The 21705-nt window shown below is 41.5% G+C and carries 20 protein-coding genes; 12 read left to right on the forward strand and 8 right to left on the reverse strand.

The window, feature by feature from the left end:
• Window positions 1-55 precede the first annotated feature (55 nt).
• Together CWB85_RS14550 and CWB85_RS14555 are read right to left on the reverse strand one after the other, a co-directional pair.
• Window positions 56-631, reverse strand: a complete 576-nt coding sequence (locus tag CWB85_RS14550) for a hypothetical protein (RefSeq protein WP_138555284.1) — start codon at window positions 629-631, stop codon at window positions 56-58.
• A 97-nt stretch (window positions 632-728) separates the two neighbouring features.
• Window positions 729-1439 carry an enoyl-CoA hydratase/isomerase family protein gene (locus tag CWB85_RS14555; RefSeq protein ID WP_016707569.1) on the reverse strand — a complete coding sequence of 237 codons (711 nt, stop codon included), beginning with the start codon at window positions 1437-1439 and terminating at the stop codon, window positions 729-731.
• Between the two features lie 212 nt (window positions 1440-1651).
• On the opposite strand from CWB85_RS14555, the gene CWB85_RS14560 reads away from it, so the two are divergent.
• Complete coding sequence (locus tag CWB85_RS14560) at window positions 1652-2302, forward strand: NAD(P)H-binding protein (protein WP_138555285.1); 651 nt, start codon at window positions 1652-1654, stop codon at window positions 2300-2302.
• An 85-nt stretch (window positions 2303-2387) separates the two neighbouring features.
• Here the strand turns inward: CWB85_RS14560 and CWB85_RS14565 are convergent, their stop codons facing one another.
• Both CWB85_RS14565 and CWB85_RS14570 read right to left on the reverse strand, forming a co-directional pair.
• On the reverse strand, window positions 2388-5627 hold the full coding sequence (locus CWB85_RS14565) for a S41 family peptidase (RefSeq protein WP_502705317.1): 3240 nt from the start codon (window positions 5625-5627) through the stop codon (window positions 2388-2390).
• Window positions 5628-5756: 129 nt separating this feature from the next.
• Window positions 5757-6281: a hypothetical protein gene (locus tag CWB85_RS14570; protein ID WP_138555287.1), complete on the reverse strand. Its 525-nt coding sequence runs from the start codon at window positions 6279-6281 to the stop codon at window positions 5757-5759.
• A gap of 90 nt (window positions 6282-6371) precedes the next feature.
• Between CWB85_RS14570 and CWB85_RS14575 the strand changes: the two genes are divergently transcribed.
• Complete coding sequence (locus CWB85_RS14575; protein ID WP_171039021.1) at window positions 6372-6617, forward strand: hypothetical protein; 246 nt, start codon at window positions 6372-6374, stop codon at window positions 6615-6617.
• Window positions 6618-6657: 40 nt separating this feature from the next.
• Here the strand turns inward: CWB85_RS14575 and CWB85_RS14580 are convergent, their stop codons facing one another.
• The 4 genes from CWB85_RS14580 to CWB85_RS14595 form a co-directional block, all read right to left on the reverse strand.
• Window positions 6658-7023 carry a hypothetical protein gene (locus tag CWB85_RS14580; RefSeq protein WP_138555288.1) on the reverse strand — a complete coding sequence of 122 codons (366 nt, stop codon included), beginning with the start codon at window positions 7021-7023 and terminating at the stop codon, window positions 6658-6660.
• A 23-nt stretch (window positions 7024-7046) separates the two neighbouring features.
• Window positions 7047-7523 (reverse strand): BamJ family beta-barrel-assembly machinery protein, encoded by a 477-nt coding sequence (bamJ, locus tag CWB85_RS14585; RefSeq protein ID WP_138555289.1) that lies wholly within the window; start codon window positions 7521-7523, stop codon window positions 7047-7049.
• Between the two features lie 2 nt (window positions 7524-7525).
• Entirely contained in the window at window positions 7526-9934 is a 2409-nt protein-coding gene (locus tag CWB85_RS14590) for a Lon protease family protein (protein ID WP_016707574.1), read from the reverse strand.
• Window positions 9935-10013: 79 nt separating this feature from the next.
• Window positions 10014-10472 (reverse strand): zinc ribbon-containing protein, encoded by a 459-nt coding sequence (locus tag CWB85_RS14595; RefSeq protein WP_016707575.1) that lies wholly within the window; start codon window positions 10470-10472, stop codon window positions 10014-10016.
• A gap of 185 nt (window positions 10473-10657) precedes the next feature.
• Here CWB85_RS14595 and leuS point away from each other — a divergent pair, with 185 nt between their 5' ends.
• From leuS to CWB85_RS14645, 10 genes are all read left to right on the forward strand, one after another.
• Window positions 10658-13246 carry a leucine--tRNA ligase gene (gene leuS, locus CWB85_RS14600; RefSeq protein ID WP_138555290.1) on the forward strand — a complete coding sequence of 863 codons (2589 nt, stop codon included), beginning with the start codon at window positions 10658-10660 and terminating at the stop codon, window positions 13244-13246.
• A 2-nt stretch (window positions 13247-13248) separates the two neighbouring features.
• Window positions 13249-13743, forward strand: coding sequence for an LPS-assembly lipoprotein LptE (locus CWB85_RS14605; protein ID WP_016707577.1), 495 nt, complete (start codon window positions 13249-13251; stop codon window positions 13741-13743).
• A complete protein-coding gene (holA, locus tag CWB85_RS14610; protein WP_138555291.1) occupies window positions 13743-14780 on the forward strand; it encodes a DNA polymerase III subunit delta in 1038 nt (345 codons plus the stop codon). Before CWB85_RS14605 ends, holA begins: the two co-directional genes overlap by 1 nt.
• Before the next feature lie 16 nt (window positions 14781-14796).
• Window positions 14797-15432 carry a nicotinate-nucleotide adenylyltransferase gene (nadD, locus tag CWB85_RS14615; protein WP_138555310.1) on the forward strand — a complete coding sequence of 212 codons (636 nt, stop codon included), beginning with the start codon at window positions 14797-14799 and terminating at the stop codon, window positions 15430-15432.
• Window positions 15433-15485: 53 nt separating this feature from the next.
• Window positions 15486-15803: a ribosome silencing factor gene (gene rsfS, locus CWB85_RS14620; RefSeq protein WP_016707580.1), complete on the forward strand. Its 318-nt coding sequence runs from the start codon at window positions 15486-15488 to the stop codon at window positions 15801-15803.
• A 41-nt stretch (window positions 15804-15844) separates the two neighbouring features.
• Complete coding sequence (gene rlmH, locus CWB85_RS14625; RefSeq protein ID WP_016707581.1) at window positions 15845-16315, forward strand: 23S rRNA (pseudouridine(1915)-N(3))-methyltransferase RlmH; 471 nt, start codon at window positions 15845-15847, stop codon at window positions 16313-16315.
• Window positions 16316-16324: 9 nt separating this feature from the next.
• Window positions 16325-18205, forward strand: a complete 1881-nt coding sequence (gene mrdA / locus CWB85_RS14630) for a penicillin-binding protein 2 (protein WP_138555292.1) — start codon at window positions 16325-16327, stop codon at window positions 18203-18205.
• Complete coding sequence (gene rodA, locus CWB85_RS14635; protein ID WP_085999740.1) at window positions 18202-19308, forward strand: rod shape-determining protein RodA; 1107 nt, start codon at window positions 18202-18204, stop codon at window positions 19306-19308. The genes mrdA and rodA overlap by 4 nt, the downstream gene beginning before the upstream one ends.
• Window positions 19308-20087 (forward strand): septal ring lytic transglycosylase RlpA family protein, encoded by a 780-nt coding sequence (locus tag CWB85_RS14640; protein WP_016707584.1) that lies wholly within the window; start codon window positions 19308-19310, stop codon window positions 20085-20087. Before rodA ends, CWB85_RS14640 begins: the two co-directional genes overlap by 1 nt.
• Window positions 20088-20204: 117 nt before the next feature.
• Entirely contained in the window at window positions 20205-21365 is a 1161-nt protein-coding gene (locus CWB85_RS14645) for a serine hydrolase (RefSeq protein ID WP_029216057.1), read from the forward strand.
• Window positions 21366-21705: the final 340 nt, after the last annotated feature.

The following is a 21705-nucleotide window of genomic DNA, read 5'->3' on the forward strand; positions in this document are numbered from 1 at the left end:
AATTAACCCCTGTAAAATGGCAGGGGTTAATCAAACGTGTTGTTTTTAAAACAACTCACCATTGTATTTCATTGATAATAAAGCCAAAATAACTTTGCTCTCCGACCAGGTTTACTCTTTTGTTCTTGAGCGTTAATAATTCGGCTTTATCTAAATACCATCGTACTGAATATGTTTCTTCATTTGCTAAATCGGCAAACCTGAGCTTTACACAATGCGCCTCATAGTCACTACTACATGTTGTTGCCTCTACTAATAAATATTCTTGCGACCAATACTCTGCTAAACGGTACTGTGCCCACAACTGTATTGGGATATTAATAAACGTCCAAAAATAGAAGTAAATAAATACTGGCGAAAAAAGCAGCGTAAAATACTTAACTAAGCGCCCCTGAGCAATAAAATGCGCATCTAGGCTTTTTTTCACTTCAGAAAAGTTTTTAAAACGACTAAAAAAGTAACCAAGCGTCAGCACTGTAAGCGAGGGCAAAACCCACTTAAGAATAAAATTATAATTAGCGTTAGGAATAAATGCGGGATCAACACTTTCATACCAGATAAAAAAACCTAAGGGCAAAAAACAGGTGAGCAATAGTATTAAAATAATCCAAAAAGGCTGAGGCTTTGCCATAGAAATTTAAAATCCTTATAAATTATGACCTGATGTGGTGTAAATAGTGTTTAATATACAATCTGGTGCAGTGTAATTTGAGTAAAACTTACCTCATTCAAACCATTAAAGCTAAATTCTCTATAAAAGGTTTATTTTCTTCATCGATGATTTGAACGATCTCTTTGTGTAAGCGTTTTTTATGCTCGGCAAAAATAGCGCGCTTTTTATCGAACGTCGCGGCAAACGCCATTGCATCGGTAAATAAGCTGTGATGATCTGCTGAGGCTTTTTCAATAACATGATCGGTTGCAAGTTCAGTCCCTGTAACGCGTCGACCGGTTAACTTCATTTCATTAAAACGGTAATAAGGAATGGCTTTTTTTACAAAGGCGATCATACCCGGTAAAAATGGAATTGATAAATCCACTTCAGGAAAGCAAAAGAAACCACGATCGCCGCGCATAAATCTAAAGTCACACGCGCACGCTAAAATAGCGCCATTACCAAACGCATGGCCATTAATCGCTGCTATTACTGGCATAGGAAACAGTAATAAGGTTTTAAATACATCGTCCATGTCATACATAAAAGTGCGTATTTCATCGGCTTTTTTAGCTTTCATCGCAGGTACCAACCACTCGGTATCAATGCCTAAGCTCCAGCATTTTTCATCACTTGAGGTGATCACTAAGGCTTTATGGTGTTGATCTGCAACAACCTCTACCAGTGTTTGCTTTAATTGCTTTGCAAACTGTGGGTTATGGCGATTCTCACCGTTTGTGAGGGTTAACACAGCAACTGTATCATGAGTGGTTAATGTCATCATCGTCAAACGCCCGCCTATAATTATCGATTATCACGTTACTGCCATAGTTACAACGCAGTAAACACAGTAATACATAATGCCATGCTTAATATAGATGTTGTAGCTTCGTTTTTTAATTATTCCCTACTCGGTCTTTTTCGCAATAACGACCTAAAACGTGTTATAACAAAGGCGCTTATTAAATAGAGTGTAGTGCAACCAATGGGGAAAATATGAACAAAACCGCAATTGTTATTGGCGCAACAGGCTTAGTCGGCAGTCAATTAGTTAAGCAGCTTGTAGAGCATGTACATATCAGCCAAGTCATTACGCTCACTCGCCGCCCAGTCCCATGCAAAAATAAAAAAGTAACGAACCATGTGGTTGATTTTGACCATTTAGCCCAGCACGCACCATTATTTAAAGGCGATGTATTATTTTCATGTTTGGGCACCACAAAAAAAACCGCGGGCTCTATTACTGCGCAGCGTAAGGTTGATTTTGACTACCAATTTCAAGCTGCTGAACTCGCGGTAAATATGGGTGTTACGCATTACTTATTGGTGTCATCCAGTGGTGCAAATGCACACAGTAGTAACGCATATTTGAAAATGAAAGGTGAGCTTGAAAATGCAGTGAAGAAACTACCGTTCAAACGCATCAGCATTATTCAACCTTCTTTGTTACTTGGCCAACGCGATGGTGATTTTCGTATCGGTGAAAAAATAGGGAGTGTACTTTTGCCCGTTTTGTCTATGCTGCCAGGACTTAAAAAGTTTAAGCCGATTTCGGGCGAACAAGTCGCTGTAAAGATGTGTAACGTATGCACACAAGAAGGTGTGGGGGTTGAATATTTCACATTAAATGAGTTGTTTGAGAGTTAAACTGACACACGCGTATTTAAATACAAAACTTAGCGTAAAAAATCGATAAAAAAGCCAGCATACGCTGGCTTTTAAATAATACGATTTACTTACCAAACTCGGTTGGTGCCGGTGGCACAACCAACGGTTTTTTCGGATTTGCTTTAAGCTCTTTTAACAGCTCTTCAACGGCACGTTCAACCGACGGATCTTGCCCCGCTTGAATAAGTTCTGGACGGTCTATCACTTCGATATCTGGGCTTACACCTTCGTTTTCGATGATCCAGTTACCGTCGTTGTCAAGTATTCTAAAGGTGGCAGCAATCACTGAGCCACCATCAACTAGGCTTGGATTACCAGAGATACCAATTAAACCACCCCAAGTACGGGTACCAATGAGTTTACCTAAGCCTGCTTGGCGGAAATAATACGGCAATGCGTCACCACCTGAACTTGAATAACCATTGATCAGCATGGCTTTTGGTCCATCATGGGCAAACTGCGGAGTTTTAGTCGGTTCAACACCACGACGCTTCCAATAGTTAAGCGGCTTACGCGCAAGCCAAGTGATCATGTGCTCAGGAATAAACCCACCGCCGTTGTAACGATCATCAATGATCATTGCTTCTTTTGTTGTTTGCGGTAAAAAGTTTTTAAACAATGCACGGTTACCTTCGTAATGGGTATTAGGTAAGTGAACATACCCTATGCGCCCATCAGAAAGCTTATCTACATACTCAGCACGGCTTTGCGTCCACTGTAAGTAACGTAAACCAGTTTCACTGGCAATCGGTTTAACAGACACTTTCCAGCTGCTTTTAACACTTGGCGACTTACTCAGTAATAACTCAACCGGTTTGCCTTGGGTGTTTTCAAGTAACTCATAAAAGTTAACGACGTCTTTTACTGAGCGACCATTCACCGCAATAATATAGTCGCCTACGCTTGCGTTAACGCCCGTTTCGTTTAGTGGTGAACGGAAGTTTTCGTGCCAGTTCTCACCTTTAAAGATGTTCTCAATTTTTACATAACCAGATTTATGCGCGCTAATTTCAGCACCAAGTAAACCATGTTGCAAACGTTCAGAACGCGGCATATCACCAGAATTTACATAGATATGTCCTGAGTTAATCTCACCGGCGATTTCACTTAACACGTAATCGAGATCAGCGCGATGTGCGATTGCATCCGCCATCGGCTGATAACGTTTTAAAATCGCATCCCAATCTTGACCATGATGATTTTCGTCATAAAACCAATCACGCAGAGTACGCCAGCCTTCACGGTACATTTGTGCCCACTCGGTTTGCGGGTCAATTTTTAGCATCATGTCATTAAGGTTCAGTTGCGTGGCTTTTAAATCTTGTTTTGCAGCAGGCTTAATAACACTGTAGTTATCGCCAGCACGGGCAATGATATGCTCGCTATTGGCTGATACTTTATAGCGACTAACACCACCAGCAACAGTGACTATCTCACCATCCACAGCACTGGGGATAAGCTTGAGTTCACCGCCTGATAAAGTTAATACCCCATCTTTAACACCGCTTAATGCACCGTAGTTGCCAGCGGGTGCATTGAGGGCCACTGCACGCTGCATAAAACCTTTGCTATCAATACGATTGCTTGGCGCTTTAGACGAGGTATCATCGTCATCTTCCTTATTATCAACAATGCTGATTTCATCGGTCAAAGGGCTATTCAGCGGTTTGATTTTATTGTTTACCGCCACCGCGTAAATGCGTGTGGCATTATTAAACATGTAGTCAAATTCATAACTACTAAACGTTAAATTAAAATCACGCTCAGAGGTAAAATACAATTGTTGGCCATCTGGCGAAAACGTTGGATTTCTCTCACTGCTCATCTCGTCAGTCAAACGCGTTAAATCTTGTTCTTTGATATTGTAATGCCAAAGTGACGCATAACGGTTTTCGTTGTTTTTAACAAACACAATATCTTCACTATTTGGTGACCAAATATACGTGGTTAAGCCATCTTCTTCATACTTTGCGGTATCAATTTTATGTTGCTTGCCCGTTTTTATATCAAGCCACCAAAGCGTATGGTTTTGATCAGCAAACAAGAGCTTTTTATTATCCGGCGACCAAACTGGGTCAAAACGCCAAATAGTGCCATTACTCGTTAGCTGTTTAACCTGATTGTTGTTGGCGCGGTCTTGTAAGTAAATCTCGTATTCACCGCTTTCATCACTCATATAGGCGACATAACGGCCATTCGGTGACCACGATGCAGCAATTTCTCGCCCTTTTGGCGTGTAACTGAGATTACGGGTTGGACCATGTTTAACAGGCACTGAAAACAACTCACCACGAGCACTAAATAACACGCGTTTACCATCGTGGGATATATCCATTGAATCAATAAAACCAGCTACATTTTTGCTGTATGGCATAGTGTATTCACGGTTACCCTGCACATTGATAGTCAGTTTTTGTGTCTGTCCAGAGGCGTCATCAAAGCGATATAAATAACCACCATTTTCATAGACGACAGCATCAGGCCCAGCTGATGGCCAAAGTACATCAAACTCACTGTGATTAGTGACTTTTACAGGCGCTTTGCCGTCTTGGTGCTTATATAAGTTTAGGGTATAGTCTTTATCAGAAACATAGTAAATGTTGTCATGCACCCAGGTCGGTTGCTGCTCAGTTGCAGGATCATTGGTTAGTTGCTTTGACGTATTATTTTCTAAGTTATAAATCCATACGTCTTGCGCGCGACCACCGCGGCTGCGTTTCCAAGTACGAAACTCGCGATCAATGGGGGTATATAAATACTGTTTACCATCAGGCGATAACATACCACCACCCGTTTCAGGGATTGCTAATGGCTGCTCCAACCCGCCATCAACTGGTACCATATAAGGGCGGCCAACACGTTTACCATAGGGCGTACGATTAGCTCTAAATACAATATGCTTACCGTCAGGCGTCCAATCAAGTACGCGATAATCAAATCCACCACGCGGTGGCATCACCCCTACATCATTATAATAAGTTAACTGTTTTAACTGAGAGCCGTCACGGTTCATCACATACACTTGGCGGCTGCCATTATATTGCGCTGAAAAAGCTATTTTACTGCCATCAGGGGAAAACTTAGGAAAGGTTTCAAAACCAATATGATCAGTTAAGCGTGTGCTTTCGCCCGTTTTTATATTAGCGATGTAAATATCACCTGCATAAACAAAGGTGACTGATTCTTTATGAATATCCGGGAAACGCAATAAGCGCGTATCGTGTGTTTCGTAGGCGAGCGCAACTGATGAGATTGCAGGCGTAACTGCAACAGCGAGTGCCGTTAATAAAGTACGTAGTTTCAACGAGACCATCCTTCTATGCCCAACTAGTGAGCGGTTGTTATTTTATATCATAATAACAACTTAAGGATGGATTGCAGCTTTGTGCGATAAATTACTGTAACAGAGTGTAAATAACGTTATATACACTGTTTAAAGTTTATATTCTTCGTTATCTCGCTTTTTAAGTTCTGTAATGACCATATCCATCATCTGTTGCTTAACTTCTGCTTGCTTAGATTGCAGTTCATTAAGCTGCTGCATCAAGATATCTATTTGTTCTTGTTGCTGGGATTCTCTGTAGCGCTTAACGCCCGTATGCTCAGGTGCTATTTTTAAACTTTGCTGTACTGTACTTTGTTCAGATTTAACCACCTCTGCAGTGGCACTTTCTAGCTGCAGGTGGCGTTGGATTGGGTCTTGTTTGAGTTTACTAATTTGCGCTTGCAGTACATTAATCTTTTGCTCTAAATCGTCGTATACTTTTTCTAAGTTTTCATATTGTCCCGCAAAGCTGGCATCTTCATCGCTGTATTGTTGCGCCTTGGCATCTAAAAACTCAGACAGCGTATATTGAGGCTCATCATCTTCTTGCACACGCTTTTCTGCTAAATGTTTCTCGTAGTTACTTTGAAAGCTTTTAGCTTCGGGAAGGTTAAATACCGGTGATATCTTCATTATTTCATCCTGAAATGGTCTTAATATACCCAAACCACCTCAAAATGCAGAATTCAGCGTTTCACAGGGACTTAATATCAAGGCGTTACTTTGCAAGAATGGCAGTCCCTTTTAAGAAGTAACAACGCTGAGAGTAAATGCCTGTGGAACGCCCAATGGGTTGGTTTAAAAGCGATTTATACTGCGTTATTGATTTTAACAATAGAACCACTATTACTTGCAATCAATGCCTTGCCTAAATCGCTTTTAATTCCAACTGAAACTCGCATCTTGAGATGGTTTGGGTATAAAGGTATCGGCCACAAGCTATATAACTTAAGCTATAACCCAGTATAGAAACTAACTTTTCATTTCAGCTTGTTTAACCCAGCTATTTTTAAACAGCATCATCAAAAAAACAAGTAACAAAAAAGAGTTCGTGAAAGTTAAGAAAAAAAAACATCTGTGGGTTATCAGCTAAGCTATAATCACTTTTTTTAAATGAGACAACACCTAACTGCCAAGAAGAATAAAGTTCAGACGCAAGAAACCAACTAAGTAGCGCCATGATAATTTTGGCGAAAATAAGATTATTAAAATATTCTTTTCGTTCTACTAAACCTATTTGGTGAGGGTCGCTCTGTTTTAGTTTTATTTCTGTGCAAAGTTGTTGATAGCGCAAAGGAAACAGTTCTTGATCAATAGTTTCTTGCGCTTCAAGTAATTCTTGCAGCGTATAATTTTTATAATTAAGCTCAGTCATCTCATATTGCCGTCTAGATACGCTTATGACTCGATCTTAATCAGCTCGACTTCGAATATAAGTAACGACGCAGGAGGAATGCTCCCCACTCGCTTTTCGCCGTAGGCAAGTTGATGAGGAATATAAAAAGTAAATTTGTCGCCTTCACTCATCAATTGTAAGCCCTCTGTCCAGCCTTTTATCACTTGGTGTAAGCCAAAGCTGATCGGGCTATTACGATCGACAGAGCTGTCAAATACAGTGCCATCAAGCAAAGTACCGTGATAATGCACGTTCACCATGCTGGTTGGGCTCGGTTTTGCTTCATTACCACTGCGCTGCACAATTTTATATTGCAGGCCTGAGGCAGTTTCAACGACGCCCTCCACCTTACTATTAGCCACTAAAAAGTCGGCCTCTATTTGCGCATTTTCAAGTGCTTGTTGCTTTGCTTTTTTACTACTTTGAAAAATTAAAAAGCATAAAATGGCGATAATCACCGCCAACATAATGTTGATCATAACTATTCTTTCTCGTGTTCTTTTTCGTCGTTATCGCCATTAACGATATCAGCAATTTCACTTAATCGTGCCAAAGCAATACCATTGACTGAATTGTCTGGGTATTGTCCGTCTTTAAGCTCACCAGCGGGAATATCCATTAATAAGTTAAGTGCTTGGTCAACAGTTTCAACGGCATAGATATGAAACTTGCCCAACTCTACCGCATTAAGAATTTCATCATCTAGCACTAAGTTGACTTGATTCGACTTAGGAATGATGACACCTTGCTCAGACGTTAAACCACGCATTTTACACAGCTTAAAAAAGCCTTCTATTTTCTCATTTACGCCACCAATGGCTTGCACATCACCATGTTGGTTAATTGATCCAGTCAATGCGATCGATTGGCTAATAGGCAGGCTGGTGATTGCGGAGATCAATGCACAAAGCTCCGCGAGCGATGCGCTATCGCCATCAATGTAACCATAGCTTTGTTCAATAGCGATATTGGCGCTGAGCGTTAAACTAAACTGCTGGGCGTATTTATTGCCTAAGTATCCCGTCAATAGCATCACGCCTTTTGAGTGAATCGCTTTGCCAAGTTCAGCTTCGCGCTCAACATCTATAACCCCATCAGCGCCTGCATATACAGTGGCAGTTATACGCGCAGGTGTACCAAAAGAAGTATCACCTATGTGCAACACAGTTAAACCATTTACCTTACCTACCGCATGACCGTCGGTGGCAATTAATGTGTGCCCTTCTTTAATATCGCTGAGCATGTTTTCACTTATTTGCCCGGTGCGATATTGTTTACCTTCAATAGCTTCATCAATGTGATGTGCATCAATAAGGCTAAGATTATCTTGCTTGGTATAAAAACTGGCTTCTGCGACTAGCTCCAATACATCGGCAAAACGAGCCGATAACTTATTATGATGCTCTGCTTGGCGATAACTAAACTTAAGTAAACGCGCCATTGCTGATTCCGTTAAGCTACACTTTAGCGTCCCTTCACAATACTCAAGCACTTTAGTAATAAATTGATACTGCAATTTATCGCTGCTAGGTAAGTAATAATCAAAATCAGCAAGCACTCTAAACAACTCAGCAAATTCTTCGTCGTACTCACCGATGGTGTAATACAGCTCGCGAGAGCCCAATAAAATAATTTTCACATCCAGCGGAATTAGCTGCGGGCGTAACGTAAAACTGCTGCCAACGGCGCTGTCTTGATATGGTAAGTCATTTTTAATTTGATGGGTTTTTAGAGATAATTTTAAGCCATCCCATACTTGTGGATTCGCCATTACTTTTTCAGCGTCCATGATCAAGTAACCGCCATTCGCCCGATGCAACGCACCTGGCTGAATTGAACGATAACTGGTGATCAACGAGCCTTGTGAGGTCGCATACTCAATTTTGCCAAAAATATTACCAAAGGTTGGATTTGGTTCATACACGACCGGCGCTGCATCGCCTTCTTTAAACTCCACCAAAATATTAGGCGCAAAAAAGTCTGTTAACATGCCTTTGCGGTCAAAGTCTTCTTTGTTTTCATCGCTTACATCTTCGTCGTCAAGCCACTCAAGCACTGCGTCGATAATTTCTACGCGAATATCTTTTAAATAACGTAGCACGCCGATGTGAGCGGCATATTTATGTTCAAGATCTTTAAGTAAGGGTTTGGTGGCAAGTTCAGCTGTCGATTTTTTTAAATTACGCAGTTTTTCAGATGATTCGCGCTTCCAACGTGGTAGCTCAATAAGCGCTTCAATTAACGCATCTTCGAGCTTTTCGATAACTTCATAAAATTGTTCACGTAATTCATCATCAAGCTCAGCAAATTCAGCATCACTTAACTGTTTGCCATCAATAAGCGGGGCAAAACCCACCACACTTTTTTCTTCTATTAGGGCAACGCTTTGTTCCAAAGCTGCTATTTCAACTTCAGTAATTGCACTATCGTAGGCGTCGTTGAATTCACGATCGATTTTTTTCTTTTTACGCTGATAAGCTGGGTTATCGAATGCCGCTGGAAAGGTGTCGAGTACTTCGTCAATAAATGAGTCAATGTCATCGGCAAGTTGTTTGCTTTGACCTGCTTGCATAAATAACGCAATAGGCTCACGGTGGTCATCATAATTATTGACATATAACCATTCGTTTGGTGTCGGACGCCCTTTGCTGTGCGCTTCAAGCTTATCTTTTACTAATGTAAAACGACCATGAGCGGCTTCGCCCATTACATATACGTTGTAACCAGGTAGTTCCATTCCCAGTGAAAAATCAAGTGCGCTTTGCGCACGTTGTTGACCAATAAAAGTCAAGGTTTCTGGATATGGATTGCTCATGCACGTTTGCACATGATTAAGTGAAATTGTCGGCGCAAGGGCCGACACAGGTAATGGCAGCAATTTTTTCGTCATTCTAACTTCTTTTTATACCAACATATTCGTTGATTTTAGGGTGGTGTCAGTACACATAAAAGCACTGCTCACTAAACATTTAAGGTTGTAGTGCCTTGCGGCTAAAGTAAATACCATCACATTCAGGACAAGCTGTAATTTGCGTTGCATGGTAAATATCATAACTATGTTGGCAATTCTTACATACTAATGTGCCCATGGCTATCCATTCACCTTGGTGATAGACCCCATTGTGCTTAAAATCTTGATCTAATGCGCGCCACTCCAGCTGAGTTTTGTCTTCAATATGAGATAATTCAAACCACAAAGACTCTTTAAGTTCTTGCCACGCAAGAGAATCATAGTGTTGATCATGTTCTTGAATATGGTCAATATCACGCTTTAAATATTCTCGGTATAAAGTGAGTTTTTGTTGCCCTAAATCTTTGAGCGCTTGTTCGGATTCAATGAACTTGTCCATTGCATCTTTCAGCTCGTGCTCTTTTACATCTTTTAACCACGTACTCAAGTCTGTTAACCACGTTTTATAATCAGCCATTGTGTGCTCCTAGAAAAATGATGAAAAATCAACACTCAGATTAGATAAGTATAGGTTAACCTGCCCTGAAAACTAATTTAGTTGCGAATTTATAAAAAGCGCCAATTTGGCGCTGTGAATAGCGCTTTTTTTGGGGTATCCTATCGACAATTTTTTATTAGTTTGCAAGAAGTCTGGAATCGTAGATGCAAGAGCAATATAACCCACAAGACATAGAGTCAAAAGTCCAAGCCTACTGGGAAGAAAACCAAGTATTTAAAGCCACTGAAGATGAAAGCAAAGAAAAGTATTATTGCCTTTCTATGTTCCCTTACCCAAGTGGCCGACTCCACATGGGCCATGTGCGTAACTACACAATTGGTGATGTTGTTTCTCGCTTCCAACGCTTGCAAGGCAAAAACGTTATGCAACCTATGGGTTGGGATGCGTTTGGGTTACCTGCTGAAAATGCGGCTATTAAAAACAAAACAGCCCCAGCAAAATGGACCTACGAAAACATTGATTACATGCGTACCCAACTTAAGCAATTAGGTTTTGGTTATGACTGGGATCGTGAAATCGCGACCTGCCACCCTGACTATTACAAATGGGAACAATGGTTTTTCACTAAGCTGTACGAAAAAGGCTTAGTATACAAAAAGATGTCAACGGTAAACTGGGATCCAGTGGATCAAACCGTGCTTGCAAACGAACAAGTGATCGATGGTCGCGGTTGGCGCTCAGGCGCTGTGGTTGAGCAAAAAGAAATTCCACAATGGTTTATTAAAATTACTGACTACGCACAAGAGCTACTTGACGACTTAGACAAGTTAGAAGATTGGCCTGAGCAAGTTAAAACCATGCAACGTAACTGGATTGGCCGCTCTGAAGGGCTAGATATCGAGTTTACCCGTACAGATAACAACGAAAAGTTTAGCGTATATACAACTCGCCCTGATACTTTTATGGGAGTTACATACCTCGCTGTTGCCGGTGCCCACCCAATTGCACAAGAAGCAGCTAAAAATAGCGATGCAGTAGCACGCTTTGTTGAAGAGTGTAAAAACACCAAAGTTGCTGAAGCAGACATGGCAACCATGGAGAAAAAAGGCATTGCAACGGGCTTTTTTGCAACTCACCCATTAACCGGTGAGCAAGTGCCGATTTGGGTTGCTAACTTTGTATTGATGCATTATGGCTCAGGCGCTGTAATGGCAGTACCTGCACACGACCAACGTGACTACGAATTTGCAAGCGCTTATGGTTTAGATATCAAACAGGTAATTGCACCTGCTGCAGGCTCTGAGCTTGAAGTTAACTTAAAAGAAGAAGCATTCACTGAAAAAGGCGTGTTAGTTAATTCAGGCGAATTTGATGGCCTTGATTTTGACAGCGCGTTTAACGCTGTTGCCGATAAACTTGAAGCCCTTGGCGTGGGTGAGCGTAAAGTAAACTTCCGCCTACGTGACTGGGGTGTAAGCCGTCAGCGTTATTGGGGTTCGCCAATCCCTATGCTTAGTGACGAAAACGGTAACGAGCTTGCTGCAACTGAAGATATGCTGCCGGTACGCTTACCAGAAGACGTAGTAATGAACGGTGTTACCTCACCAATCAAAGCAGATCCACAGTGGGCTAAAACAACAGTCAATGGCGCGCCTGCATTTCATGAAACAGATACCTTTGATACCTTTATGGAATCTTCTTGGTATTACGCACGTTACTGTAGCCCTCGCCATGACGAGGGCATGCTTGACCCTGCGGCGGCAAACTACTGGTTACCAGTAAACCAATACATCGGTGGTATTGAACACGCAATCTTACACTTATTGTACTCACGTTTTTTCCACAAGTTATTACGTGATTTTGGTCTAGTAAACTCAGATGAGCCATTTGATCGCTTATTATGTCAAGGCATGGTATTGGCTGAAACTTTCTATCGTAAAGATGAGAAAGGCGGCGATGTGTGGATTTCACCAAGTGATGTTGAAACCGAAACCGACGAAAAAGGCCGTGTTACTAAAGCGTGGCATAAAACCGACGGCGAACCCGTATTCTCATCGGGTATGAGCAAAATGTCGAAGTCGAAAAATAACGGTATCGACCCGCAACAAGTTATTGCCCAGTACGGCGCGGATACGGTACGTTTATTTATGATGTTTACTGCACCACCGGAGCAAACGCTTGAGTGGTCTGATTCAGGTGTTGAAGGCGCGCATCGTTTTATCAAACGTATTTGGAAATACGCTGTTGACGTCAATACTGTTGGTTTCCAAGCCCTTGATAAATCAGCTCTCAACAACAATCAAAAAGTTTTACGTCGTGAGTTGCACAAAGCGATTGCAAAAGTGACTGATGATATTGAGCGCCGTCAAACATTTAATACTGCGATAGCTGCAATTATGGAAATCTCAAACAAATTGTTAAAAGCACCTTTAGCTGATAAACAAGATGTTGCGATTGCTAACGAAGCACTTGAAGCATTATTAATCATGCTTGCGCCAATCACTCCGCATTTGTCGCATCAATTGTGGCAAGAGCTTGGTAAAGAAGGTGATATTTTAGCTGCATCTTGGCCTGTTGTTGACAAATCAGCCCTTGTTGAAGATGAAAAGCTTATCATCGTGCAAGTTAACGGTAAACTGCGTGCTAAATTGACCGTACCAGCCGATGCCACTAAAGAACAAGTAGAAGCTCAAGCTTTTGCTGAGCCTAACGTGTCTAAATTCACTGATGGCGTTACTATCCGCAAAGTAATTTACGTACCAGGTAAACTACTTAACGTGGTTGCTAACTAATTATGGCTGCTATTCATGCCATAAAAAACGGACTAGCCTTAGCGCTAGTCTGTTTTTTGTTATCAAGCTGTGGCTTTCATCTTAAAAAAGCATCAAGCCTACCGGATGATTTAACCACCCTCACATTAAGCGGTGATGATGAAAAATCAGCGTTATTCGCGATGCTTGAAAAAGAGCTGACATTGAGCAAAGTTGAGTTACTCAGCACGCCTAAAAAAGACGTAGCGCAACTGTATTTATTTAAAGACCGTTTAGAACGTCAAACATTGTCATTATTTAAAAATGGCCAAGTTGCCGAGTACGAACTAGCTTACAGCGTACGTTATCTACTCAAGCGCCCAGGTAAAGATGCCATCGAACAGAGTTTTGAGCTGTATCGTAATTACCAAGACGACCCTGATAACGCACTTGCTAAAGCGAAGGAATTGGAGCTATTGCTTAATGAAATTCGTATGCAAGCCAGTCGTCGTATCACTCGAGAGCTGTCGCAACTGTAATGCGCTGTTACGCGAATCAATTACCGAATGAATTAAAAAAAGGCATGCAGCCTTTTTATTTAGTGTTTGGTGAAGAACCCTTTCAAGTTGCACAATGCGCCCAGCAAATTCGCCACACAGCTAAACAGCAAGGCTTTGATGAAGTTATTAAATTTACTTTAATGCCAGGCTTTGATTGGCAAGAGCTGATTGCACAATATCAAAGCATGTCATTATTCAGTGCTCGTACGTTAATAGAGCTGGATCTAAACTTTCAGAAACCAGGCACTGTTGGTAGTCAAACTTTTAAGCAGTTAGTTGAACTTAACAACCCTGATACCCTACTGATCATTACAGGTGCAAAAGCCAGCCAAGATATTCAACGCAGTGCCTGGTTTAAAGCGTTGGATAAATTCGGCATTTTTGTCCCCTGCTACCCACTCACTGGCAACCATTTAAGTCGTTGGTTAGACGAGCAATGCCAGCGCTTGCAGATCAATATGCAAAACGACGCAAAACGCACTTTAATAGAAGCGACTGAAGGTAATTTATTAGCCTGCTTTCAAGAACTTGAAAAACTGTCACTGTTGCATGGCACTGCGACGATTGATCAGCAACAAGTATTGCAAGGGTTATTAAATCAAGCCAAGTTTGATATTTTTGATCTAACCGATGCATTGCTGCAAGGTAATAGCCGCCAAGCAATTAAAGTACTGAATAAGCTGGCAGGTGATAACACCGAAGCTGTCAGTATTTTATGGGCTATTACTAAAGAAGCAAATTTGTTACTTACCTTGCAGTTAGGCTTACAACAAGGTGAACAGTTAGCAAGTTTATTTAAACAAAAAGCAATTTGGAAAAATCAACAAGGGCCAATTCAACAAGCACTTAGTCGTTTATCAATCGCAACCCTTGAGCAAATTACTCAGCTTTTGGCACAATTTGATGCCAGTTATAAGCAAGGTAATTTAGTTAAACCCTATCAAGCGCTAGCGCATATTTGTTTAGTTTTTTGCCAACCATTAGCGTTTCCTTTGCCTGCGCATCCACTCAACTAATTATTAGGCGTTTATGATGATTGCATTGTTTGGTGGTACTTTCGACCCCGTTCACTTAGGTCATATTAATATGGCCAAGCATTGTGTAAAACACTTTAACTTAGCAACCTTGTATTTTATGCCATGTGCAATCCCGGCCCATAAAGCGGCTCCAGGGATCAGTACGGCACATCGAATTGCAATGCTCAAGGCTGCTATTGCGCCATACCCTTATTTTCAACTCGACTTACGAGAATTAAATCGCACAGGCCCATCCTATTCATTATTAAGCTTGCAAGAGCTACGTGCGCAATACCCTCAACAACCAATCTTGTTCTTAATTGGTATGGACTCCTTTAATAGCTTAGATAAATGGTATCAGTGGCAAACAATTACCCAGCTATGCCATATAGTGGTTTTTCAACGTCCGGGGCTAAAATGCAGCGCTCATGGTGAATTAAAAGCCTACCAACAAGCCAGCGAATGCAATGATAGCACCGAGTTCACAACACAACCGGGCGGCAAATTATACTTTTTAACGGGTGAAGAACTGGCCATTGCCTCAAGTGATATACGTGATGCAATAAAAAAAGGTATAAATTACAATGAACTTCTCCCTAAGGCAGTGGGTCAGTATATTCAACAACAGCAACTTTATCTAAGTGATGAATAAATACTGGTTGCGTGATAAAATAACAGCTATTCACTTTTTAATGAGATAACACCTTGGATACGAAACAACTACTTGCCTTTGCAATAGACAAAATCGACGATATGAAAGCACGTGACGTGGTTAATATAGACGTAACTGCAAGCTCAGACATTACCGACTACATGGTTGTATGCTCTGGCACATCAAAGCGTCATGTACTGTCAATTGCAGACCATTTAGCAAAAGAAGCTCGTCACGCAGGTCAAGAACCACTCGGTTACGAAGGCCAAACAGATGGTGAATGGGCACTGGTTGATTTAGGCGATGTAATCGTACACGTAATGCAAGATCACGCACGTAGCTATTACGACCTCGAAAAACTATGGAGCTAAGCTAAACGCTCACTAATTTTACTAGAGTTTGGATGTAACACGTGAAGATACAAATGATTGCCGTTGGTACCAAAATGCCAGCATGGGTAGAAGCGGGTTTTACTGAATATCAGCGCCGCTTTCCAAAAGATATGGCGTTGGAATTAATTGAAATACCCGCGGGTAAACGTGGCAAAAATGCAGATATTAAGCGAATACTGCATATTGAAGGTGAAAAAACCTTAGCCGCCATCCCGAAAGGCAATCGTATTGTTACACTTGAAGTAACAGGTAAAGCGCTTGATACTCACCAATTAGCAAAAGACATGGAAAAGTGGCAACTGGATGGCCGCGATGTGAGTTTGCTAATTGGCGGACCTGAAGGCTTAGCACCAGAGTGTATTGCAGCTTCAGAGCAAAAGTGGTCACTCTCAAATTTGACCCTGCCCCATCCATTGGTGCGTATTATTGTTGCAGAAAGTCTTTATAGAGGCTGGAGCTTAAACAATAACCACCCGTATCATCGCGAGTAGTCATCACGCATGCGAAAACACAGGCCCACGATTAGGGATCACTCTGCAGAGGCAAATCTATTTGCTCGCCGTGCTTTTGTGGGCTTTGTGTTTATCACTATTTTAGTTGCGGTGTTATTGTCAAATTTATACACCATTCAAGTAGATGATCATCAAGACTACCAAACTCGCTCTAACGATAACCGCATTAAAGTTATTCCGATCGCACCTAATCGCGGTCTAATTTACGATCGTAATGGTGTATTACTCGCTGAAAATAAACCCGTCTATAATCTAGAGGTTATTCCTGAAGAAGTGGATGATCTTGATGCATCCCTGTCTGCCTTAACGCAATTTATTGATATTTCAGATCAGCAAAAAAGCGATTTTATAGACGATATCAAACATAACCGCCGTTTTAAAAGCCAGGTACTAAAAGCACGCTTAACAGAGCTTGAAGTGGCCCGTTTTTCGGTCAATCAGCATAAATTCCCAGGTTTTAGCATCGAAGCACGGTTAGCACGTTATTATCCGTATGCTGACACCCTAACCCATGCGTTAGGTTATGTTGCTAAACTCAATAAAAAAGAACTGGCTAAACTCGAGTCTGAAGATCAAGGCACTAACTACCGTGCCACCCATGATATTGGCAAACTGGGGATTGAAAAATACTATGAGCAATTGCTACATGGTCAAGTTGGCTCACAACGTGTTGAAGTAAATAACCGTGGCCGCGTAATTCGTACCTTAAGTATGACACCACCACAACCCGGCCACGATTTAGTGTTGACTTTAGATATCGGATTACAACAAATTGCACAACATGCCTTTAAAGATATGCGTGGCGCTGTGGTTGTCATGGATGCCAAAGACGGTGGCGTATTGGCGTTATATTCTAACCCAAGCTACGACCCCAATTTATTTGTTCATGGTATTAGCAGCAAAAATTACAAAGCGTTGTTAAATCCAGATAGACCACTGATCAATCGCACCACACAAGGGCGCTATGCTCCCGCATCTACGGTCAAACCTCACTTAGCTATCTTGGCACTTGAAGAGGGTTTAGTCACCGAGCATACCACTATTTGGGACCCCGGATTTTTTCAAATACCGAATGTGGACCATAAATGGCGAGATTGGAAACGCTGGGGCCATGGCCATGTTGATGTTTACAAGGCGATTGAAGAATCATGTGATACGTATTTTTATGATACGGCTTATCGTTTAGGTATCACTAAAATTAGTGACTTTATGGCGCAATTTGGTTTTGGTGATTTAACCGGTATCGATATTCATGAAGAAACCACCGCGATTCTCCCTTCAAAAGAATGGAAAGAAGCGCGATTTAAAGAGTCATGGTGGCGAGGAGATACAATTTCAGTCGGCATTGGACAAGGTTACTGGACAGCCACACCAATGCAAATTGCCAATGCACTCAATATTTTAGTAAATAAAGGGATTAACCGCCCTCCTCACTTAGTGCAAGTTGCTAAGCAAGAAAATCAGGTTGTACAAATTAATAATGAAGAAAAGCCACCAGTGATACTCAAGGATCCAAACCATTGGCAAATTGCCTTAGATGCGATGCATAATACAGTTACCAAAGTGACCGGTACTGCTCATAAAGCATTTAGAGGGGTAAGCTATGACCCTGCTGGTAAAACAGGCACTGCTCAATTAGTTAGTATTGCCCAAGGTGAGCGTTATGATGCAAAATCGCTAAAAGAGCGCCACCGTGACAATGCCATTTATGTTGGATTTGCACCTTATGATGACCCACAAATTGTGGTGTCTATCGTTGTTGAAAATACCGGCGGTGGTAGTACCGTAGGTGCACCTATCGCCCGTCAGTTAATGGATTACTATTTCTCGGCTAATCCCATCAATATCGCTCAAAATGAGGCGCCATAATGCAGCTTGATGATAAACGTTCTATGTGGGATAAATTGCATCTAGATCTGCCATTATTACTGGCATTATTTACCTTAATGGCTGCCAGTTTGGCTATTGTCTACAGTGCCAGCGGCCAAGACAGCGCAATGATGATCCGCCATGCCACGCGTATGGCTGGCGCAATTATTGGCATGTTTGTGTTAGCACAGCTTTCACCTGCCACACTAAAGCGCTTAGTTTTCCCACTGTATTGTGCTGGTTTATTAATGCTTGTTGGTGTGTTAATTTTTGGTGTCAGTTCAAAAGGCGCCCAACGTTGGCTTGATTTAGGAGTTACCCGCTTTCAGCCATCTGAGCTCATGAAAATAGCCGTCCCCATGATGGTTGCTTGGTACATTGGCCGTAATCACTTACCGCCTAAAGCCGTGCATTTAGTTGTTGGTTTTGCCATAGTTATGATCCCAACATTGCTTATTAAAGAACAACCCGACTTAGGCACCTCAATATTGATAGCCAGCTCAGGTGTATTTGTGTTGTTCTTATCTGGGTTAAGTTGGCGGTTAATTGGTTTTTTAAGCGCCTTAGTGGCACTTGCTGCCTGGCCATTTTGGCACTACGGCATGCATGACTATCAAAAGCAACGCGTTTTAACCTTATTTAATCCTGAAAGTGACCCGCTTGGCTCTGGCTACCATATCATTCAATCAAAAATTGCCATTGGTTCAGGGGGGATTGAAGGGAAAGGCTGGTTACAAGGTACGCAGTCACAATTAGAGTTTTTACCTGAGCGCCACACTGATTTTATATTTTCAGTATTAAGTGAAGAGTTTGGTTTATTTGGGGTGTGCTTATTACTCTGTATGTACTTATTTATCGTTGGCCGTGGCTTGTATATTGCGGTTAATGCGCAAGATGCTTTTGGCAAGTTATTAGCCGGTGCCCTCACCCTCACTTTTTTTGTTTATGTGTTCGTAAATATAGGCATGGTATCAGGCCTGCTGCCTGTTGTTGGTGTACCCCTACCGCTTATAAGTTACGGCGGTACTTCGATGGTCACCTTAATGGCAGGATTTGGCATTATTATGTCTATCGCTACGGATAAAAGGATGTTACTGAAATAATGCACTCTTTAGTAAAGTTAATTACGCTCACTTTTTTCACCATTTTTTTAGCCGCATGCAGTAGCTCAGGTAGTAAAACCGATCATAGCAGCCGTTATAGTATGCGCCATGACGCTGCACCGTTGCGTGTACCAACCGAATTAGAAATGCAAGATGCCGTTGTAGTCCCCGTTACCAAAAGTGCTAGCGCAGGCCGTCCATACACCGTACTCGGTAAAAACTACACTCCAATGTTAGATGAAACTGGTTATAGTGAAGAAGGTATCGCATCTTGGTATGGCCGTAAGTTTCATGGTTATCATACCTCCAATGGTGAGGTGTACGATATGTTCGCGATGACCGCAGCGCATAAAACGCTCCCTTTACCTAGCTTTGTAAAAGTAACCAATACCAGTAACGGGAAATCTGTCATTGTCCGTGTCAATGACCGTGGTCCATTTCATGATGATCGTTTAATCGATTTATCCTACGCAGCTGCGTACAAACTGGGTTACTACCATCATGGTACAGCGAAGGTTAAGCTTGAGGCGGTTACTATGGCCGATTCAACTGCGCGCCAGAGTTACATCCAAGTGGCGGCAGGAAGTACCTTAAAGAATATTGAAGCACTGGCGTACACCCTAAGACAGCAATATCAATTACCCACCAATATCGTGGAAAAAGATGCAATTTATAGATTGCGCTTAGGACCAATTAAAGACGCTGAACAAGCACAGCAAGTACTTGAAAAATTAAAACTGGATCAATTTCAAAACGCGTTCTTGCTTTACAGTCAATAAGACTAATACCCAAACTCCCCCCAGTGAGTTAGTTTAAAAACGACACTCGCATCTCGGGGTCGTTTGGGTATAGAATGGAGTAACGCGAATCTTTAACTTTAACCATTAATGAGTATGATGAAATCTATTAAATACAAAATTCTCAACGGTGTGTGCGCCTTAGTATGCTCTGCTGCCGTTTTCTCAGCGACCGCCCAAATCATCCCAGCCCCTCCTCAAGTTAATGCAAAAGGTTATTTTCTTGTTGACTTTACAACAGGCAAAGTGATTGCCGAAGGCGAGCCTGATACCCGCCTTGCTCCAGCTAGTTTAACTAAAATGATGACCAGCTATGTGATCGGCACCGAGATCAAAGCAGGTAACATTGCACCAACTGATATGGTTACGGTAAGTGAAAAAGCGTGGGCTAAAAACTTCCCTGAATCATCAAAGATGTTTATCGAAGTCGGTAAGCAAATTAGTGTTGATGATCTAAATCATGGAATCATAGTGCAATCTGGCAATGATGCCTGTGTAGCTATGGCCGAACATATCGCTGGGAGCGAAAGCGCATTTGCGGATCTAATGAATGCACACGCTGATAAATTAGGTATGAGCAATACTCATTTTATTAACAGCCATGGTTTAGATACCGATGAGCATTTCACAACACCACGCGATATGGCAACGTTAGGCGCAGCGCTGATACGTGATGTACCAGATGAGTACGCCGTGTATGCAGAAAAATCATTTACTTTTAATGGTATTAAACAATACAACCGTAACTCACTGTTATGGGATGAAAGCTTAAACGTTGACGGTATCAAAACAGGCCATACTTCAGAGGCAGGTTACAGCCTAGTTACCTCAGCGACTAAAGACGACATGCGTTTAATTGCTGTTGTTATGGGCACCTCGAGTGAGCGAGCTCGTAAAGTTGAAAGCAAAAAGTTACTTAACTATGGTTTCCGTTTCTTTGAAACAATTACACCATATAAAGCAGGCGACAGCTTTGCTGAGCAACGTATTTGGATGGGTAATAAAGAAAACGTATCTCTCGGTATTTTAGAGGATACACCAATTACTATTCCGCGTGGTCAGCGTAAAAATTTAAAAGCAGACTTCAAACTTGATAAAGTATTAGAAGCTCCTCTAGCTAAAGGCTCTACGGTAGGCACTTTATCGTTACAGTTAGAAGGCGAAGTTATTGCGCAGTATCCGCTAGTAACACTTGAAGAAGTTGAAGAAGGTAGCTTCTTTAGTAAAATTTATGATTACCTACGTTTACAAATAATGTAATACATAGTTAAAGAATATAAGCGCCTTGCACTGCAAGGCGTTTTTTTTTGCTTTAAAAATGGTAGAATGCGCCCCATATCTAACCGACAAATAATCTGAATAGCAATTACATTACTTATGTAAGCAATTATAGTGCAAAAAACATCGCTTAGTGCAGCTAAGTATTGAGCTTATCGACTTGTTTTTACATCAAAAATTTACCGTGATTGGTGGTAATTTAAAGCACTCAAGCCAATGCGCTAATAATGCAATTGTTATTATGGTCGAGAGCAGATTAACAGAACGGTTTATTGTTTAGCTAAGTAAAACTAAACACACATTAAGTATGAGGAGTCAACGT

Origin of the sequence: Pseudoalteromonas sp. S1727 (genome assembly GCF_005886375.1) — a bacterium.
In the GTDB taxonomy this organism is placed as follows: domain Bacteria; phylum Pseudomonadota; class Gammaproteobacteria; order Enterobacterales; family Alteromonadaceae; genus Pseudoalteromonas; species Pseudoalteromonas haloplanktis.